Source organism: Agrococcus sp. Marseille-P2731 (assembly GCF_900117395.1).
Taxonomy (GTDB): Bacteria; Actinomycetota; Actinomycetes; order Actinomycetales; family Microbacteriaceae; genus Agrococcus.
This window is the reverse complement of sequence record NZ_FPEG01000003.1, coordinates 171731-188150: the sequence shown is the minus strand read 5'-3', so window position 1 is coordinate 188150 and position 16420 is coordinate 171731. Positions and strand designations below refer to the sequence as shown.

At 73.4% G+C, this 16420-nt stretch carries 14 protein-coding genes; 13 read left to right on the top strand and 1 reads right to left on the bottom strand.

Annotated elements, in window-relative coordinates; genetic code table 11:
* Nucleotides 1-92: 92 nt before the first annotated feature.
* The 5 genes from mfd (at nt 93) to BQ6202_RS09085 (ending at nt 7239) form a co-directional block, all read left to right on the top strand.
* Entirely contained in the window at nt 93-3545 is a 3453-nt protein-coding gene (gene mfd, locus BQ6202_RS09105; RefSeq protein WP_083587325.1) for a transcription-repair coupling factor, read from the top strand.
* Nucleotides 3545-4294: a MazG family protein gene (locus BQ6202_RS09100; protein ID WP_072314170.1), complete on the top strand. Its 750-nt coding sequence runs from the start codon at nt 3545-3547 to the stop codon at nt 4292-4294. The genes mfd and BQ6202_RS09100 overlap by 1 nt, the downstream gene beginning before the upstream one ends.
* On the top strand, nt 4291-4899 hold the full coding sequence (locus BQ6202_RS09095) for a hypothetical protein (RefSeq protein ID WP_072314169.1): 609 nt from the start codon (nt 4291-4293) through the stop codon (nt 4897-4899). Before BQ6202_RS09100 ends, BQ6202_RS09095 begins: the two co-directional genes overlap by 4 nt.
* A gap of 130 nt (nt 4900-5029) precedes the next feature.
* Entirely contained in the window at nt 5030-5824 is a 795-nt protein-coding gene (locus BQ6202_RS09090; protein ID WP_083587169.1) for a YcnI family copper-binding membrane protein, read from the top strand.
* Nucleotides 5821-7239, top strand: a complete 1419-nt coding sequence (locus tag BQ6202_RS09085; protein ID WP_072314168.1) for a PepSY-associated TM helix domain-containing protein — start codon at nt 5821-5823, stop codon at nt 7237-7239. The genes BQ6202_RS09090 and BQ6202_RS09085 overlap by 4 nt, the downstream gene beginning before the upstream one ends.
* A gap of 18 nt (nt 7240-7257) precedes the next feature.
* On the opposite strand, the gene BQ6202_RS09080 is transcribed toward BQ6202_RS09085, so the two are convergent.
* Nucleotides 7258-7887 carry a Pr6Pr family membrane protein gene (locus BQ6202_RS09080; RefSeq protein WP_083587168.1) on the bottom strand — a complete coding sequence of 210 codons (630 nt, stop codon included), beginning with the start codon at nt 7885-7887 and terminating at the stop codon, nt 7258-7260.
* A 123-nt stretch (nt 7888-8010) separates the two neighbouring features.
* Here BQ6202_RS09080 and BQ6202_RS09075 point away from each other — a divergent pair, with 123 nt between their 5' ends.
* The 8 genes from BQ6202_RS09075 to BQ6202_RS09040 all read left to right on the top strand — a co-directional run bounded on the left by BQ6202_RS09075 (nt 8011) and on the right by BQ6202_RS09040 (nt 16379).
* A complete protein-coding gene (locus tag BQ6202_RS09075) occupies nt 8011-9279 on the top strand; it encodes a histidine--tRNA ligase (RefSeq protein ID WP_072314167.1) in 1269 nt (422 codons plus the stop codon).
* A 101-nt stretch (nt 9280-9380) separates the two neighbouring features.
* Entirely contained in the window at nt 9381-10661 is a 1281-nt protein-coding gene (gene eno / locus BQ6202_RS09070) for a phosphopyruvate hydratase (protein ID WP_072314166.1), read from the top strand.
* Between the two features lie 62 nt (nt 10662-10723).
* Nucleotides 10724-11176: an FtsB family cell division protein gene (locus tag BQ6202_RS09065; protein WP_072314165.1), complete on the top strand. Its 453-nt coding sequence runs from the start codon at nt 10724-10726 to the stop codon at nt 11174-11176.
* 68 nt (nt 11177-11244) lie between these two features.
* Nucleotides 11245-11733: a DUF501 domain-containing protein gene (locus BQ6202_RS09060; RefSeq protein ID WP_072315071.1), complete on the top strand. Its 489-nt coding sequence runs from the start codon at nt 11245-11247 to the stop codon at nt 11731-11733.
* A 76-nt stretch (nt 11734-11809) separates the two neighbouring features.
* A complete protein-coding gene (locus tag BQ6202_RS09055; RefSeq protein ID WP_072314164.1) occupies nt 11810-13144 on the top strand; it encodes an NAD(P)/FAD-dependent oxidoreductase in 1335 nt (444 codons plus the stop codon).
* A 158-nt stretch (nt 13145-13302) separates the two neighbouring features.
* A complete protein-coding gene (locus tag BQ6202_RS09050; RefSeq protein WP_072314163.1) occupies nt 13303-14517 on the top strand; it encodes an alanine racemase in 1215 nt (404 codons plus the stop codon).
* A complete protein-coding gene (locus BQ6202_RS09045) occupies nt 14514-15806 on the top strand; it encodes a D-arabinono-1,4-lactone oxidase (protein ID WP_083587167.1) in 1293 nt (430 codons plus the stop codon). Before BQ6202_RS09050 ends, BQ6202_RS09045 begins: the two co-directional genes overlap by 4 nt.
* Before the next feature lie 24 nt (nt 15807-15830).
* Entirely contained in the window at nt 15831-16379 is a 549-nt protein-coding gene (locus BQ6202_RS09040; protein WP_072314162.1) for a LemA family protein, read from the top strand.
* Nucleotides 16380-16420 lie beyond the last annotated feature (41 nt).

The following is a 16420-nucleotide window of genomic DNA, read 5'->3' as shown; positions in this document are numbered from 1 at the left end:
GCCTCCAGCCGCTCCTCGACCTGCTCGAGGGCGGTGCGCTCGCGCCCGTCGTCGAAGCGTCGACCGGCGGCGCGCTCACCGGCATCGAGCCGATGCGCGCCCCCGTCGCGGCTGCGGTGGCGCACCAGCACGAGCGACCGCTGCTCGTCATCGCCGCGACCCGGCGCGAGGTCGAGTCGGTGCGCGACGACCTCACCGCCTGGCTGCCGGAGGCAGAGATCCTCGACCTCCCCGCGTGGGAGACGCTGCCGCACGAGCGGCTGAGCCCCTCTGCCGAGACCGTCGGCCATCGCGGGGCCACGCTGCGCGCGGTCGCGCGCCGCGACGGCAGCCGGCCGACCATCGTGCTCGCCTCCGTGCGCGCGGCGCTCCAGCCCGTCGCCGACAACCTGCTGGACGTCGAGCCGATCGAGCTCGAGGCGGGAGGCCGCGGCGTCGACCTGACCGCGCTGTCGCGACAGCTCGTCGACCTCGCCTACTCCCGCGTCGACATGGTCACGCGCCGCGGCGAGTTCGCCGTCCGCGGCGGCATCGTCGACGTCTTCAGCCCTGCCGAGGACCACCCGGTGCGCATCGAGCTCTTCGGCGACGAGGTCGAGCAGATGCGCTGGTTCCACGTCGCCGATCAGCGCTCCGACCCGGCGCCGGTCGAGCGCATCGTGCTGCCGCCGAGCCGCGAGCTGCTGCTGACGGATGCGGTGCGCGCGCGAGCGCGCCAGCTCGCGCCCGAGTTCCCCGGCATCCAGCAGATGCTCGAGAAGATCGCCGAGGGCATCCCCGTGGAGGGCATGGAGTCGCTCGCGCCCGCGCTCCTCGAGCGGATGGTGCCGATCACGCACTACCTGCCGGGCACCGGCGTGCTCGTGCTCGGCCCCGAGCGCATCCGCGACCGCGTCACGAGCCTCAACGACACCAACCAGGAGTTCCTCGAGGCCGCGTGGAGCGCCGCCACCGCGGGCGGCCAGGCGCCCGTCGACCTCTCGAGCGGCTTCCTGAGCCTCGACGAGCTGCGCGCGGCGGTCGACGCCCCGTGGTGGAGCTACTCGGTGCTCGCCGCCGACGACACGGTGACGGCGATCGACGGGCAGCCGGTGCCGAGCTTCACCGGCATCGCCGACGGCGCGGTCGAGCACCTGCGCCAGCGCACGCGAGAGGGCTGGCGGGTCGTCGTGACCGCCGCCGGCCAGGGGCTCGTGGAGCGCGCCGCGCAGGTGCTCGGCGAGCACGAGGTCGCGGCGCGCGTCGTGGACGCGCTGCCCGCCCAGCTCGAGCCAGGCGTCGTGCACGTGATCCGCGCATCCGTCGAGCACGGGTTCTCGCTGCCCCAGGAGCGCATCGAGCTGGTGAGCGAGGCGGAGTTCTTCGGCCGCGCCGTCGGCGTCGACGCGCGCCAGCCCCACAAGCTCGCCGGCCGCCGCCGCTCGGTCGTCGACCCGCTGCAGCTGAAGGCGGGCGACTACGTCGTGCACGAGACGCACGGCGTCGGCCGCTTCGTCGAGCTCACGCAGCGCACCGTCTCCACGGGCGGCCGCAACCCGGTGAAGACGACGCGCGAGTATCTCGTCATCGAGTACTCGGCGTCGAAGCGCGGCCACCCGGGCGATCGCCTCTCGGTGCCCACCGACCAGCTCGACCAGCTCAACCGCTACGTCGGCGGCGAGGCGCCGCAGCTGTCGAAGATGGGCGGCAGCGACTGGCAGCAGTCGAAGGCGAAGGCCCGCAAGGCCGTGCGCGAGATCGCGGTGGAGCTCGTGCAGCTCTACTCGAAGCGCATGGCCTCGAAGGGGCGGCGCTTCGGCCCCGACAGCCCGTGGCAGCGCGAGCTCGAGGACGCCTTCCCCTACGCGGAGACGCCCGACCAGCTCACCACGATCGACGAGGTCAAGCGCGACATGGAGCGCGAGGTGCCGATGGATCGGCTGCTCTCGGGCGACGTGGGCTACGGCAAGACCGAGGTGGCGGTGCGCGCCGCGTTCAAGGCCGTGCAGGACGGCACGCAGGTGGCGGTGCTCGTGCCGACCACGTTGCTCGTGCGGCAGCACTTCGAGACCTTCGCGGCGCGCTTCGCGGGCTTCCCCGTGCAGGTGCGCGCCCTCAGCCGGTTCCAGGGCGACAAGGAGGTGCGGGAGACGATCGCAGGCATCACCGACGGCACCGTCGACGTCGTGATCGGCACCCACCGCATCCTCTCGGAGAACGTGCACTTCAAGGAGCTCGGCCTCGTCATCATCGACGAGGAGCAGCGCTTCGGCGTCGAGCACAAGGAGCGGCTCAAGTCCTTGAAGACCAATGTCGACGTGCTCTCGATGTCGGCGACGCCCATCCCGCGCACGCTCGAGATGGCGGTGACCGGCATCCGCGAGATGTCGACGCTCGCGACGCCGCCAGAGGCCCGGCACCCGGTGCTGACCTTCGTCGGCGCCTACAACGAGCAGCAGGTGGCCGCCGCGATCCGCCGCGAGCTGCTGCGCGAGGGCCAGGTCTTCTTCGTGCACAACCGCGTCTCCTCGATCAACCGGGTGGCGGCCCAGCTCGCCGAGCTGGTGCCGGAGGCGCGCATCGGCGTCGCCCACGGCAAGATGGCCGAGACGGCGCTCGAGCGCGTGATCGTCGACTTCTGGGAGAAGCAGTACGACGTGCTCGTCTCGACGACGATCGTCGAGACCGGCCTCGACATCCCGAACGCCAACACGCTCATCGTCGACCACGCCGAGCGCTATGGCCTCAGCCAGCTGCACCAGCTGCGCGGGCGCGTCGGCCGCGGCCGCGAGCGCGCCTACGCCTACTTCCTCTACGACGGCGAGAAGCCGCTGTCGGAGACGGCGCACGACCGGCTCGAGACGATCGCCGTGCACAACGAGCTCGGCGCCGGCATGCAGGTGGCGCTCAAGGACCTCGAGATCCGCGGCGCCGGCAACCTGCTCGGCGGCGAGCAGTCGGGGCACATCGCGGGCGTCGGCTTCGACCTGTACCTGCGGATGGTCGGGGAGGCCGTCGCGGTCTTCCGCGGCGAGGAGGACGACGGCCCGCGCGAGCTGCGGCTCGAGCTGCCCGTCGACGCGGTGATCCCCGAGGACTACGTCGACTCGGAGCGCCTGCGCCTCGAGGCCTACCAGAAGCTCTCCGCTGCGGCCTCGGCGCGCGACGACGCCGCGATCGACCACGTGCTCGAGGAGCTCCAGGACCGCTACGGCGAACCGCCGGCGCAGGTGAGCGCGCTCGTGGCGATCGCTCGGCTGCGGCGCAAGGCTCAGGCGGCGAAGCTCTCCGAGGTCATCACCGTCGGCCCCAACCTGCGCGTGGGGCCTGCAGAGCTCGCCGATTCGGTGCAGCTGCGGCTGCGCCGCATGTATCCGGAGGCGAAGCTCAACGCGGCCGCGAAGACGATCGTCGTGCCGCTGCCGACGGCGGGTGGCGGGCGCCTCGCGGGCACGCAGGCCGAGCCGCTGCCCGACGCGGAGCTCGTCGCGTGGGTCGACGCGCTGCTGACGGCCATCTTCCCGGCGCCGAAGCCCGAGGCTGGCGCCGAGGGGTCGGCGCAGTGATGGACGGCGACGACTGGTCCGGCGTGCCGCGCTCGCACGCGGCGAGCGGTCTGGACGAGCTCCTCGCGGTGATGGCGCGCCTGCGGGCGCCGGGCGGCTGCCCGTGGGATGCCGAGCAGACGCACGCCTCGCTCGCGCCCTACGCGATCGAGGAGGCGCACGAGCTCGCCGAGGCCATCGAGGCCGCGGCGGGTGATCCAGCCGCCGACGCGCACCTGCGCGAGGAGCTCGGCGACGTGCTGCTGCAGGTCGTCTTCCACGCCGACATCGCTCGCGTCGAGGGGCGCTTCGACGTCGACGACGTCGCTCGCACGCTGATCGAGAAGCTGCGCCGCCGGCATCCGCACGTCTTCGCCGACACGGAGGTCGAGGGCGTCGGCGAGGTCGTCGCGAACTGGGACGCGATCAAGCGCGCTGAGAAGCCCGAGCGCGAGAGCGCCTTCGACGGCATCCCCGCGAGCCTGCCGGCGCTCGCCCGCGCGCAGAAGCTGCTGGGCCGAGCGCAGCGGGCCGGGCTCGAGCCTGCGCTCGAGCCGCTCGGGGCGCCCGCTACCGAGCCGGAGGAGGATGCATCGGCGCACGACGCAGAGGCGCACCTGGGTCGTGCGCTGCTCGCGATGGTGCGCCGCGCATCCGCCGATGGCCTCGACGCCGAGCGCGCGCTGCGCGGCGCCACCCGCGAGCTCGAGCGCGAGCTGCGCGAGCGGGAGGCCGCCGTGCCCGGCGCGACGGGTAGGGTCCAGCTGTGAGCGCTGCGACGACGACCGAGGCGCGGCTGCAGCACCGCCGCCGCGCGCTGGCCGCCGCGCTCGTCGTCGCCGGCGCCACGACGCTCGCCACCGGCCTCGCCCACGCCCTCGGCGGGGGAGCAGCGCCCGATGCCCTGCTGCTCGCGGCCGGGCTCGTCGTCACCCTCCTCGTGCTCGCGCCGGTGCTCGGCTCGCGGCGATCGCTCGCGCGGCAGGGCGTCGCCGTCGCCATCGCGCAGGTGGTGCAGCACGGGCTCTACTCGCTGCCGGGCGCCGCCCATCCGACCGCTGCGGCCGATCACGCGCACCACGCCGATGCCGCGCTGCCCGGTGCAGCAGAGGTGCTGCACGCGCACACGAGCATGCCGCTGGCGCACCTGGTCGCCGGGGCGCTGACGCTCGCGCTGCTGCGGCTCGTGCCGCGCGCGCTCGCGGCGATGCTCGAGGCGATGTCCCTGCGCCGAGCCGTCGCCGTGCTCCGGTGGGCGGGCATGCCCGCTCGACGCCGCGGATCCGTCACCGCCTCGAGCCCCGCGCGACGACGCACGCTCGACGTGCTCCACGCCGCGCTCGTCCCCCGCGGCCCGCCGCTCGCGCTCGTCTGAGCCCATCCTCCGCGCGCTGCGTCGCGCGGCCCCGCACGCCCGCCTCCGGCGGCGTGCTCCCAGACGAACGCGCCCGAGGGCGCACCGCGCGCAGCGCCGTCGGCGTGCGCGCCCACTGCGAGGAGCAGTCATGACCCACCCCATCCCGTCCGACCCGAACCGTCCCGCCAGCGCCGCACCCGGCCCCCGCCGCCGTCGGCGCGCAGGCCGCGCCGTGGTCGCCACCGCCACCGGTCTCGCGGCCGCAGCCTTCGTGCTCGCGGGCCCCGTCGCTGCCAACGCCCACGTGCACGTCACGCCCAGCTCGACCGAGGCCGGGGCGACGAGCGAGCTGGCCTTCTCGTTCAGCCACGGCTGCGACGGCTCGCCCACGACCGGCATCGAGGTGACCGTGCCCGAGGAGGTCGCCTCGGTCGCGCTCATCGCCAATGCCGGCTGGCAGGTCGCAGCCGACCTCGGCGAGGACGGCACCCGCACGGTCGCCTTCACCGCCGACACGCCCATCCCCGACGGGGTGCGCGAGACGCTCGAGCTCGAGGTGGCGCTGCCCGAGGGCGCCGCCGACGGCTCGCAGCTCGTCTTCCCGACGCTGCAGCAGTGCGAGACCGGCGAGTGGCTGTGGGCCGACGAGGACCAGGGCTCCGAGACGCCGGCGCCCCTGCTGACCATCGGCGAGACGGCGGATGCACACGGGCACGACCACGGTGCGCCCGCGGTCGACGCCGAAGCTGAGGGCGAGGCAGCCGGAGGCGATCACGCAGACCACGGCGGTGCGCCCGCCGATGCCGCTGCCGCAGCGGTGGCTCCCGCAGCCGAGTCGGGCGCGAGCCCGGCTGTGCCGGTCTCCATCGCCGCACTCGTCGTGGCGGTCTTGGCTGCGATCCTCGGCGCCGCGGCGCTGCGTCGCCAGGCGCAGCAGCGATGACCGCCACCGCCTCACCGGAGGCGTCCGCGCCTCCCGCTCGTCCGCGGCGGTGGTTCGCGCCGCTCCTGCACCGCCTGCACTGGCTCGCAGGCGTCCTCGTCGGCCCCTTCATCGTGATCGCTGCGCTCTCGGGCGCGGCCTACGCCCTCGCCCCCGCCGTCGAGGGGGCGCTCTACCGAGAAGCGCTCACAGCGCCTGCGGAGGGCGAGTCGCTGCCGCTCGCGGAGCAGGTGCGCATCGCTCAGGAAGCGGCAGGCGGCGCGGCGCTCTCTGCCGTGCGACCCGCGCCGGAGGCAGGCGCCACCACGCGCGTGCTGTTCACCGACGACGCGCTCGTCGAGAGCGAGAGCCGCGCGATCTTCGTGGATCCCGTGAGCGGCGAGGTGCGCGGCGACATGACCGTCTACGGCACGAGCGGCGCGCTGCCGCTCCGCACGGCGATCGACCACTTCCACCGCGGCCTCGGCCTCGGCGACATCGGCCGCCTCTACTCCGAGCTGGCCGCGAGCTGGCTCGGCATCGTCGTCCTGGCGGGCGTCGGCCTGTGGATCGCGAGGTGGCGCACCTCGCGCCGCCGACGCGAGCTGCTGCGACCGGAGCGAGCCGCGAAGGGCGTGCGCCGCCTGCGCTCGTGGCATGCGTCGCTGGGCATCTGGCTCGCCCTCGGCGCGCTCTTCCTGTCGGCGACCGGCATCACCTGGTCGCAGCTCGCCGGCGCGAACGTGACCGAGCTGCGATCTGCGCTCGGCTGGTCGACGCCCTCCGTCTCCACCTCGCTCGAGGGGCCGACGGGCGAGGCCGATCCGCACGCGGGTCACGGCGAGGCGATCGCGGCTGCCGATGTCGACCCGAGGTCCTTCGACGAGGTCCTGGCCGTCGCTCGCACCGAGAACGTCGACGTCGGACTGATCGAGATCCGGCCGCCGGCCGACGCGCAGACGGCGTGGGTCGTGCAGGAGATCCAGCGGTCGTTCCCGACGCAGGTCGATTCGGTCGCGATCGACGGCGCATCCCTCGAAGTCGTCGACCGCGTCGACTTCGCGGACTTCGGCCTCATCCCGAAGCTCGCGCGGTGGGGGATCGACCTGCACATGGGCTCGATGTTCGGCCTGGCCAACCAGCTCGTGCTCGCGGCCCTCGCGCTCGGGATCGCGGCGATCGTCGTGCTCGGGATGCGGATGTGGTGGACGCGCGGCCCCTACGGCCGACCGGGCCGGCCGCCCGAGGCTGGGGCGCTGTCACGGGCGCCGTGGTGGGGCATCCTCGCGGTGGTCGCCGTCGGGGCGACCGTCGGCCTGCTGCTGCCGCTCGTCGGCTGGGGCCTCGTGGCCTTCGTCGTCATCGACGGCGTGCTCGTCGCCCTGCGCACCCGGCCGCGCGCGAGCGAGACCGCGAGCGAGACCGCGAGCGCCTGAGGTCGCGCCGCGCCGTCGTCAGCCCTCTGTGACGGCGCGGCGCGCGGCCGGCTCGCGGTGGCGCAGCCGACCGAGCGCGGCCACCAGCAGGATGCCGACGAAGAACGCGATCAGCACCTGCCCGGTCGGCCACAGCAGCCCGGCCCATCCGCCGTGCTCGCCCGGGTCGAGGAACGGATAGGGGAACCAGCCGTCGACGAGGCCGCCGCGCAGCAGCGAGCACGCGAGGTAGGCGATCGGGTACAGCATCCACCACACCGCGCGCCCAAGGCGGATCCGCCGATGCGTGGCCACGAGCAGCCAGTCGAGGCCGACGAGCCACGGGATGATGCGATGCTGCGCGGCGTTCGTGAACTCGATGGACCACGACCACACCTCGTCGGGCTGCGCGAGCAGCACCGCGTAGACGATCCCGGTCAGCACGATGTAGGCCGTCGCCGCGCCGCGCAGGTGGTCGAACCACCGCGGCCTGCGCTCCTGCGGCACCAGCAGCATCCATGCCATCACGACGATGACGAGGATGTTCGACTGCACCGTGAAGTAGGCGAAGTGCTCGCTCGCCCGCTCGCCGCTGTCGAGCATGTTCTTGATGTTCCAGCCCTCGGCGAAGGCCGCCGTCAGCAGGATCACGATCCGCCAGGAGACCACGGGCACAGCCTGGTCGTGGAGTGGCCACCGTCCTCGCATGACGCTCATCGTCGCACTCGCGCGGCCACAGGTGCGGATGCGACGCTGACGCCGAGCGCGTGCCGCGTGCGGGAGGATGGAGACATGGCATCCCAGGTGAACCCGCCGCGCGGTATGCGCGACTTCCTGCCGGTCGAGAAGCGCGTGCGCGAGCGCGTGCTGCGCGTCATCAGGAGCGCCTACGAGCACCACGGCTTCGAGGAGATCGAGACGCCGGTGGTCGAGGATGCCGCGCGACTGCACGCGGGCCTCGGCGGCGACAACGAGAAGCTCGCGTTCGCCGTGATGCGGCGCGGCCTCGGCGTCGACGACCTGCGCGAGGCGGCGGCGCCGCTCGACCTGGCCGACCTGGGCCTGCGCTTCGACCTGACCGTGCCGCTCGCGCGCTTCCTCGCCACGCACCGCGCGAGCCTGCCGCCGGTCTTCCGCGCCATCCAGATCGCCCCCGTCTGGCGCGCCGAGCGCCCGCAGCGCGGCCGCTACCGCCAGTTCATGCAGTGCGACATCGACATCGCGGGCGACCCCGGCATCACGGCAGAGCTCGAGATCCTCGCGGCGACGGGGGATGCGCTGACGCGGCTCGGGATCCCCGACGCGTTCATCCGCATCAACGACCGACGCATCCTCCTCGCCGCGCTCGAGCACGCGGGCGTCGCGGAGGGGCTGCGCGACGGCGCGCTCATCACGGTGGACAAGCTCGACAAGATCGGCCCGGACGGCGTCGTCGCCGAGCTCGCCGACCGCGGCATCGACGGCGCGCGGCTGCTGGCGACGCTCGAGGCGATCCGCGCGCTCGTCGAGCGCGCTGTCGCTGACCCGGGCAGCGACGAGGCCGCGGCCGCCGCACCGCTCGACGGCTTCGACGAGGACATCCTCGCGCCGGTGCGCGAGCTGCTCGGCGCGAGCGCCGGCATCCGCCTCGAGTTCGACCCCACGCTCGTGCGCGGCATGGGCTACTACACCGGCCCGATCTTCGAGATCGCCCACCCAGAGCTGCGCTTCTCCATCGGCGGCGGCGGCCGCTACGACGGCATGGTCGGTCGCTTCCTCGGGCAGGAGGTGCCCGCCGTCGGCATCTCGCTCGGCTTCGAGCGGCTCGTCGACCTCGTCGCCCTGCCCCACGAGACCGCAGGCGAGACGATCGCGCTGCTGGTCGACAAGGCGGTCGAGCCCGCGGATGCGGTGGCCATCAAGCGCGAGCTGGTGGCGGCCGGTCAGACGGTGCGCATGCAGCGCCGCCCGAAGAACGCGACGCTGCTGCTCGAGCAGCTGGCCGCATCCGGCGCCACCCACTTCGCCTTCGTGCGCCCCGGCACGATGGCGACCGGCCTGGACATCAAGCCCATCGGCTGACGCTGCCGCCCCTAGGGATGCCCGGCGCGGTCAGATGCGGCGAGGGCTAGGCTCGAGTCGGCCATCCACTGCGACCGCTGACCATCAACCAAGGAGCACTTGTGGCACTCATCGACACCCTGCAGGCTCGCGAGATCCTCGACTCCCGCGGCAACCCGACCGTCGAGGTCGAGGTGCTGCTCTCCGACGGCTCCGTCGGCCGTGCCGCCGTGCCCTCGGGCGCATCGACCGGTGCCTTCGAGGCCTACGAGCTGCGCGACGGCGACAGCGCGCGCTACCTCGGCAAGGGCGTCGAGCAGGCGGTCGACGCGGTCAACGAGGAGATCGCGGAGGCGATCGAGGGCATGGTCGCGGACGACCAGCGCGTCATCGACTCGACGCTGATCGAGCTCGACGGCAGCGACAACAAGAAGAACCTGGGCGCCAACGCGATCCTGGGCGTCTCGCTCGCCGTCGCGAAGGCAGCGGCCGACTCCTCGCGCCTGCCGCTGTTCCGCTACCTGGGCGGCCCGAACGCCTTCCTGCTGCCGGTGCCGATGATGAACGTCATCAACGGCGGCGCCCACGCCGACACGGGCGTCGACGTGCAGGAGTTCATGATCCTGCCGATCGGTGCGGAGTCGTTCCGCGAGGGCCTGCGCTGGGGTGCGGAGACCTACCACACGCTCAAGGCGATCCTGAAGGAGCAGGGCCTGGCGACGGGCCTCGGCGACGAGGGCGGCTTCGCCCCCGACCTGCCCAACAACCGCCAGGCGCTCGACCTGCTCATGCAGGCGATCGAGAAGGCCGGCTTCACGCCCGGCACCGACATCGCCCTCGGCATGGACGTCGCGGCGAGCGAGTTCTTCGAGAACGGCGTCTACCGCTTCGAGGGCCAGGAGCGCTCGAGCGCCGACATGGCCGCCTACTTCACCGAGCTGGTCGGCGCCTACCCGCTCGTCACGATCGAGGACCCGCTGGACGAGGACGACTGGGACGGCTGGGTGTCGCTCACCGAGACGCTCGACGACCGCGTGCAGCTCGTGGGCGACGACCTCTTCGTCACGAACCCCGAGCGCCTCGCCGACGGCATCGAGCGGGGGGCTGCGAACGCGCTGCTGGTCAAGGTCAACCAGATCGGCACGCTGTCGGAGACCTTCGACGCGATCCGCATCGCCACGCAGGCCGGCTACGGCTCGGTGCTCTCGCACCGCTCGGGCGAGACCGAGGACACCACGATCGCCGACATCGCCGTCGCGGTGAACTGCGGCCAGATCAAGACGGGCGCGCCCGCCCGCAGCGAGCGCGTCGCGAAGTACAACCAGCTGCTGCGCATCGAGGAGGACCTGGGCGAGGCCGCCGAGTACGCCGGCGCCGGCGCCTACCCGCGCTTCGAGGGCTGACGCATCAGCGACTGACCGCGGTTCGACCGCCGCAGGAGGGCACCCGCCGGTAGCATCGGCGGGTGCCTTCCTCGTCTGACGTCGCCCTCGGCCAGCTGCGCGTCTCGTGGCTGCTGCTGGTCGTCGTCGGCCTCGTGGTGGCGGGCTTCGTCGTGCTCGCGCCGACGGTCGGCCTGCTGCTCGAGCAGCGGCGCGACATCGCCGCGCTCGAGGCTCAGGTCGCCGGGCAGCAGTCCAACGTCGAGTCGCTCGAGACCGAGGTGGCTCGCTGGGACGACCCGGCCTACATCGAGGCGCAGGCACGCGACCGGCTCTTCTTCGTCTACCCGGACGAGACGAGCTTCGTGCTGCTCGACGACCGCTCCGCGCTCGAGACAGCGCCGACCGAGGTGCCCTCAGCGAGCCTCGAGGCGCCGAGCAGCGACTGGTCGAGCAGTGCCGCGACCTCCTTCCTGCTCGCAGGACTCACGAACCAGGCGCCGAGCCCGCTCGGCACAGCACCGGAGCCGCAGTGAACGACGCATCCCTCCAGTCGGGCATCGCAGCCCCGATCGATCCCGCCAGCGAGCGCGACCTCGAGATCATGGCGCTGCAGCTCGGCCGCACGATGCGCGGCGTGCTCGGCGTCGGCGCCCGCTGCGCCTGCGGGGCGCCCACCGTGGTGGTCACGAGCCCGCGGCTGCCCGACGGCACCCCCTTCCCGACCTTCTACTACCTGACGCACCCGGCGGCAGCCGCATCCGCCTCTCGGCTCGAGGCCGACGGCACCATGGCGCAGCTGCAGGCGCAGCTCGACGATCCGGCGGTGGCGGATGCGTATGCCGCGGCCCATGCGTCGTACCTCGCGGCCCGGGAGGCGCACGGGCACGTCGAGGAGATCGCCGGGATCAGCGCCGGTGGTATGCCGACGCGGGTGAAGTGCCTGCACGCCGTGCTCGCCCACGCGCTCGTGGCGGGACATGGCGTGAACCCGATGGGCGACCGCACGCTCGAGCTCGGCGACTGGTCGCCCGCGGTGTGCGCGTGCGCGCCGGAGGCCCGCGGCCAGCGCGCCGACACCCACGGTGAGTGATGGCCGCGAGATCGGCATCCCGAAGGCGATAGAATCGGGAGCAATCCACATCTGATACCGGGGAAGAAGTGCGTCTGTGAACAAGATCCTGATCGTCGGAGGCGGCTACGCCGGCCTGTACACCGCACGAGGGCTCGAGCGTCAGCTGGGTGACTCCGAGGCGGAGATCATCATCGTCGATCCGCTGCCCTACATGACCTACCTCCCGTTCCTGCCGGAGGTCGCCGTCGGCTCGATCGAGCCGCGCCACGCGGTGGTGCCGCTGCGCCGCCACCTGCACCGCACCCGGGTCATCCAGGCGAAGGTCACCTACGTCGACCACGCCAGCAAGGTCGCGACCATCAAGCCGGAGCTCGGGGACGAGTGGCAGCTCGAGTACGACGTCGTGGTGATGACGGCGGGCTCGGTCTCGCGCACCTTCCCGATCGCAGGCGTCGCCGACGAGGCGATCGGCATGAAGACGATCGAGGAGGCCGTCGCCGTGCGCGACCGCCTGATCTCGAACTTCGCCAAGGCCGCCGCGCTGCCCGCTGGTCCCGAGCGCGACCGGCTGCTGACGGTCACCGTCGTGGGCGGCGGCTTCGCCGGCATCGAGACGATCGCCGAGCTGCGCGACTTCGCGACGCACCTGCTGTCGCGGTTCCGCGAGATCTCCTTCGAGGAGGTGCGCTTCCACCTCGTCGAGGCGATGGGCCGCATCATGCCGGAGGTCAGCGAGCAGACCGCGCTCTGGGTGGTCGAGGACCTCACCAAGCGTGGCGTCGACGTGCACCTCGACACGCAGCTGCAGGGCGCCGTCGGCGGCGTCGTCGAGCTGTCGACGGGGGAGCGATTCGGCTCCGACCTGATCATCTGGACCGCCGGCGTGATGGCGAACCCCGTCGTGCGAGCGACGGACCTGCCGCTCGACGAGCGCGGCCGCGTGACGGCGCTCGCGACCCTCCAGGTCGCCAAGGACGGCGTGGTCGTGCCGGACGCCTGGACGGCCGGCGACGTCTCGGCGGTGCCCGACAAGTCGAAGACGCCCGGCCCCGGCGGCTTCTGCGTGCCGAACGCGCAGCACGCCGTGCGCCAGGCCAAGCTGCTCGCGAAGAACATCGTCGCGGTGCTGCGCGACGAGGCGCCGCGCGAGTACATCCACGCCAACGAGGGCGCCGTCGCGGGCCTGGGCCTCTGGAACGGCGTGTTCCAGAAGGGCAACATCGCGATCAAGGGGCCGCTCGCGTGGGTCGCGCACCGCGGCTACCACGGCCTCGCGATGCCCATGTGGGAGCGCAAGCTGCGCGTGTTCGGCGACTGGTGGGCGCAGTTCTGGCTGGGCCGCGACATCGCCGAGATCTCGGACCGCGAGCAGCCGCGCGTCGCCTTCGAGACCTTCGCGTCGCGCCCGAAGCCCCCGGTCGACGCGTAGCCGCGACGCCCCGATCTGCGCCGCGCCCTGTCCGCAGGGCGCGGCGCTGTCGTATCCTGGAGACGTGAAGAATCGTCACACGACGGTTCCACGAGCATCGGAGCGGCCGTGGCGCGAGACGCAGTGCAAGCGCAGGGCCTCGTGCTCGGCCCTCGTCGATGACGCTCGAGCTCGCTGCGGCGGGGCCGTGGAGCGCCGACGGCCACTGGGAGCGCATGGATGCCGCGGTCGCGCACCTCGACGCACCGCTGGCCGCGCTCTCGCTCGAGGCGCTCGCGCACAACGCGCGCGACATGGTGCGGCGCGCGGCCGGCACCCCGCTGCGGCTCGCGACCAAGTCGGTGCGATCGCGCCCCGTCATCGACGCGGTGCTCGCGACGCCCGGTTGGCGCGGCGCGCTCGCGGCGACGCTCTCCGAGGCGCTGTGGCTGACCGAGACCGTCGACGACGTCCTGATGGGCTACCCGACCGTCGACGTGCGCGCGCTCCGCGCGCTCGCCGCCGATGAGCGGGCGCTCGAGCGCGTGACGCTGATGATCGACAGCGTCGATCACCTCGACGTGATCGACAGCGCGGCGCCGGGCCACCCGCGCATCCGCATCGCCGTCGAGCTCGACTCGGGCCTCGCGCTCGGTCCGCTGCGCGCGGGCGTGCGCCGGTCGCCCCTGCACACGCCGGAGCAGATCCGCGCGCTCGCCCAGACCGTCACCGATCGCCGGGGCTTCGCGCTGGTCGGCGTGATGTCCTACGAGGCACAGGTCGCCGGCGTGCAGAGCGCGCGCCACCGCGGCATCGCTCCCGCGTTCGTGGTGCGGGGGATGCAGCGGCTGTCGGTCTCGGACCTGCTGGAGCGCCGCACGGCCGCGGTCGCCGCGGTGCGCGAGGTGGCGCCGCTGGAGTTCGTCAACGGCGGCGGCACGGGCTCCATCGAGAGCACGGGCGCCGACCCCGCCGTGACCGAGATCGGCGCGGGCAGCGGTCTCTTCGGCGGCCACCTCTTCGACGGCTATCGGCGCTTCATGCCGGCCCCGGCGATCGGCTTCGCGCTGCCCGTGGTGCGCAAGCCCGCGCCCGGCGTCGCGACGCTGCTCGGCGGCGGCTGGATCGCCTCCGGCCCGGCCGGGCGCCACCGCAGCCCCGTGATCGCCTGGCCTCCCGGGCTCCGGCTCGATCCCGCGGAGGGCGCTGGCGAGGTGCAGACGCCGGTGCTCGGCCGCGCCGCCGACCGCTTGCGGCTCGGGGACCGGGTGTGGATGCGTCCGGCGAAGTCGGGCGAGCCCAACGAGCGCGTGCGCGAGCTGCAGCTGGTCGAGGGCGACACCGCGGCCGGTGCGGTCCCGACGTATCGTGGGGAGGGGAGGGAGCTGCTGTGATCTGGTCGAACTGGGCGCGCTCGCAACGAGCGGAGCCGCGCGAGGTGCTCTCGCCCGCGACGGTCGACGACGTGCGGCGCTCGATCGCGCGCGTGCGCGAGCGCGGCGGCACCATCAGGCCGCTCGGCAGCGGACACTCCTTCTCGGCCGCCGCTCGCCCAGATGACGCGCAGCTGCGCGTCGACGCCATGCGCGGCCTCGTCGCGCACGACGCCGAGCGCGGGCGCGTCACTGCGCTGGCTGGCACGACCATCCGCGAGCTCTCGGCGCTGCTGGCCGACCGCGGGCTCGCGCTCGACAACCTCGGCGACATCGATCGGCAGAGCATCGCCGGCGCGATCTCGACCGGCACGCACGGCACCGGCATCCTGCACCGGTCCATCGGCGCATCCGTCGTCGCCGCCACGCTCGTCACCGCCGCCGGCGCCGTCGTGCGCGTCAGCGAGACCGAGCAGCCCGAGCTGCTGGACGCCGTGCGGCTGGGGCTCGGCGTGCTCGGCGTGCTCGTCGACGTCACGCTGCAGTGCGTGCCGGCCTTCGCGCTCGAGGCGATCGAGGCGACCGTCGACCTCGACGCCGTGCTCGACGACTGGATGGGACTGCTCGAGCGCACCGACCACTTCGAGTTCTACTGGTTCGCCGGCACCGAGCTCGCCGTCACGAAGTCGAACAGCCGCGTCGAGGGGCCGCTCGAGCCGCGCTCCGCGATCGGCCGCTTCCTCGACGAGCGGGTGCTGACCGACGTCGGCCACCGCGCGCTGCTGACCGTCGGGGCACTCCTGCCGTCGGCGTCGCGCGCCCTGAACCAGGTCGCCGCGCGCGGCATGGCGCGCGGGCGCTTCGTCGAGCCCAGCCACAGCGTGTTCGTCGCCGAGCGCGCCGTGCGGTTCCGCGAGCTCGAGTACGGCATCCCGGTCGAGGCGCTGCCCGACGCGATGCGCGAGCTGACGGCTGCTCTGCGACGCGCGGACCTGACGCCCACCTTCCCCTTCGAGATGCGGGCGACCGCGGCCGACAGCGCCCTGCTCTCGACCGCGCGCGGACGCGACACCGCCTACATCGCCGCGCACCGCTGGTGGCGCGAGGATCCGCGCCCGCTGTTCGAGCTCGTCGAGCCGATCCTGCTCGCGCACGACGGGCGGCCGCACTGGGGCAAGCATCACTCGCTGCGCGCGCCGCAGCTCGCCGAGCTGGTGCCCGGCTTCGCCGAGTTCCTCGACGTGCGCAACAGGCTCGACCCCGAGCGTGTGTTCGCGAGCGAGTGGACGCGGCGGGTGCTCGGCGACTGACCGCGCGGCTCTAGGGTGGAGGGCATGGATCCCATGCTCACCCTCTGGATCATCGTCGGCGCGGTCGTGGTGCTGGCGCTCATCGCGCTGGTGTGGATCGTCTCGGCTCGGGGCTCCATCCGCCGACTGGCGTCAACGGTCGACGAGCGCTGGGCGGCGCTCGCTGCGGCGCTCGAGGGACGGGCCGCCGTGGCCGCGCCGCTGCTGGCACCGGCGAGCGCCCAGCAGCGCACCCAGGTGGCGGATGCCTTCGCCGCCCTGGAGCGCGCTGACGCTCCCGGGGCCAAGGCCGAGGCGGAGGCGGAGGTGCAGCGCCTGCTGCGCCCACTCGTGCAGGCCTCGGCGTCGCAGCCGCTCGGCGCCGGGTCCGCGGAGGCACGCGCCGCGCTCACCGCGCTGGACGACGAGACGCAGGCGCGGCGGCGCGACTACAACACGGGTGCTCGCGAGCTGAACGCGAAGGCGCGCCGCTTCCCGGCCTCGCTGTTCGCCGGAGCGCTCTCGACCCCGCGCGAGTTCTTCGAGGTCGACCATTCGAACGCGGTCGCGGAGCCGCCCCGCATCCAGTTCTGACGCGCGGGCCGGCCGCCCGCCCCGTCGCCCGCGTCGCGCAT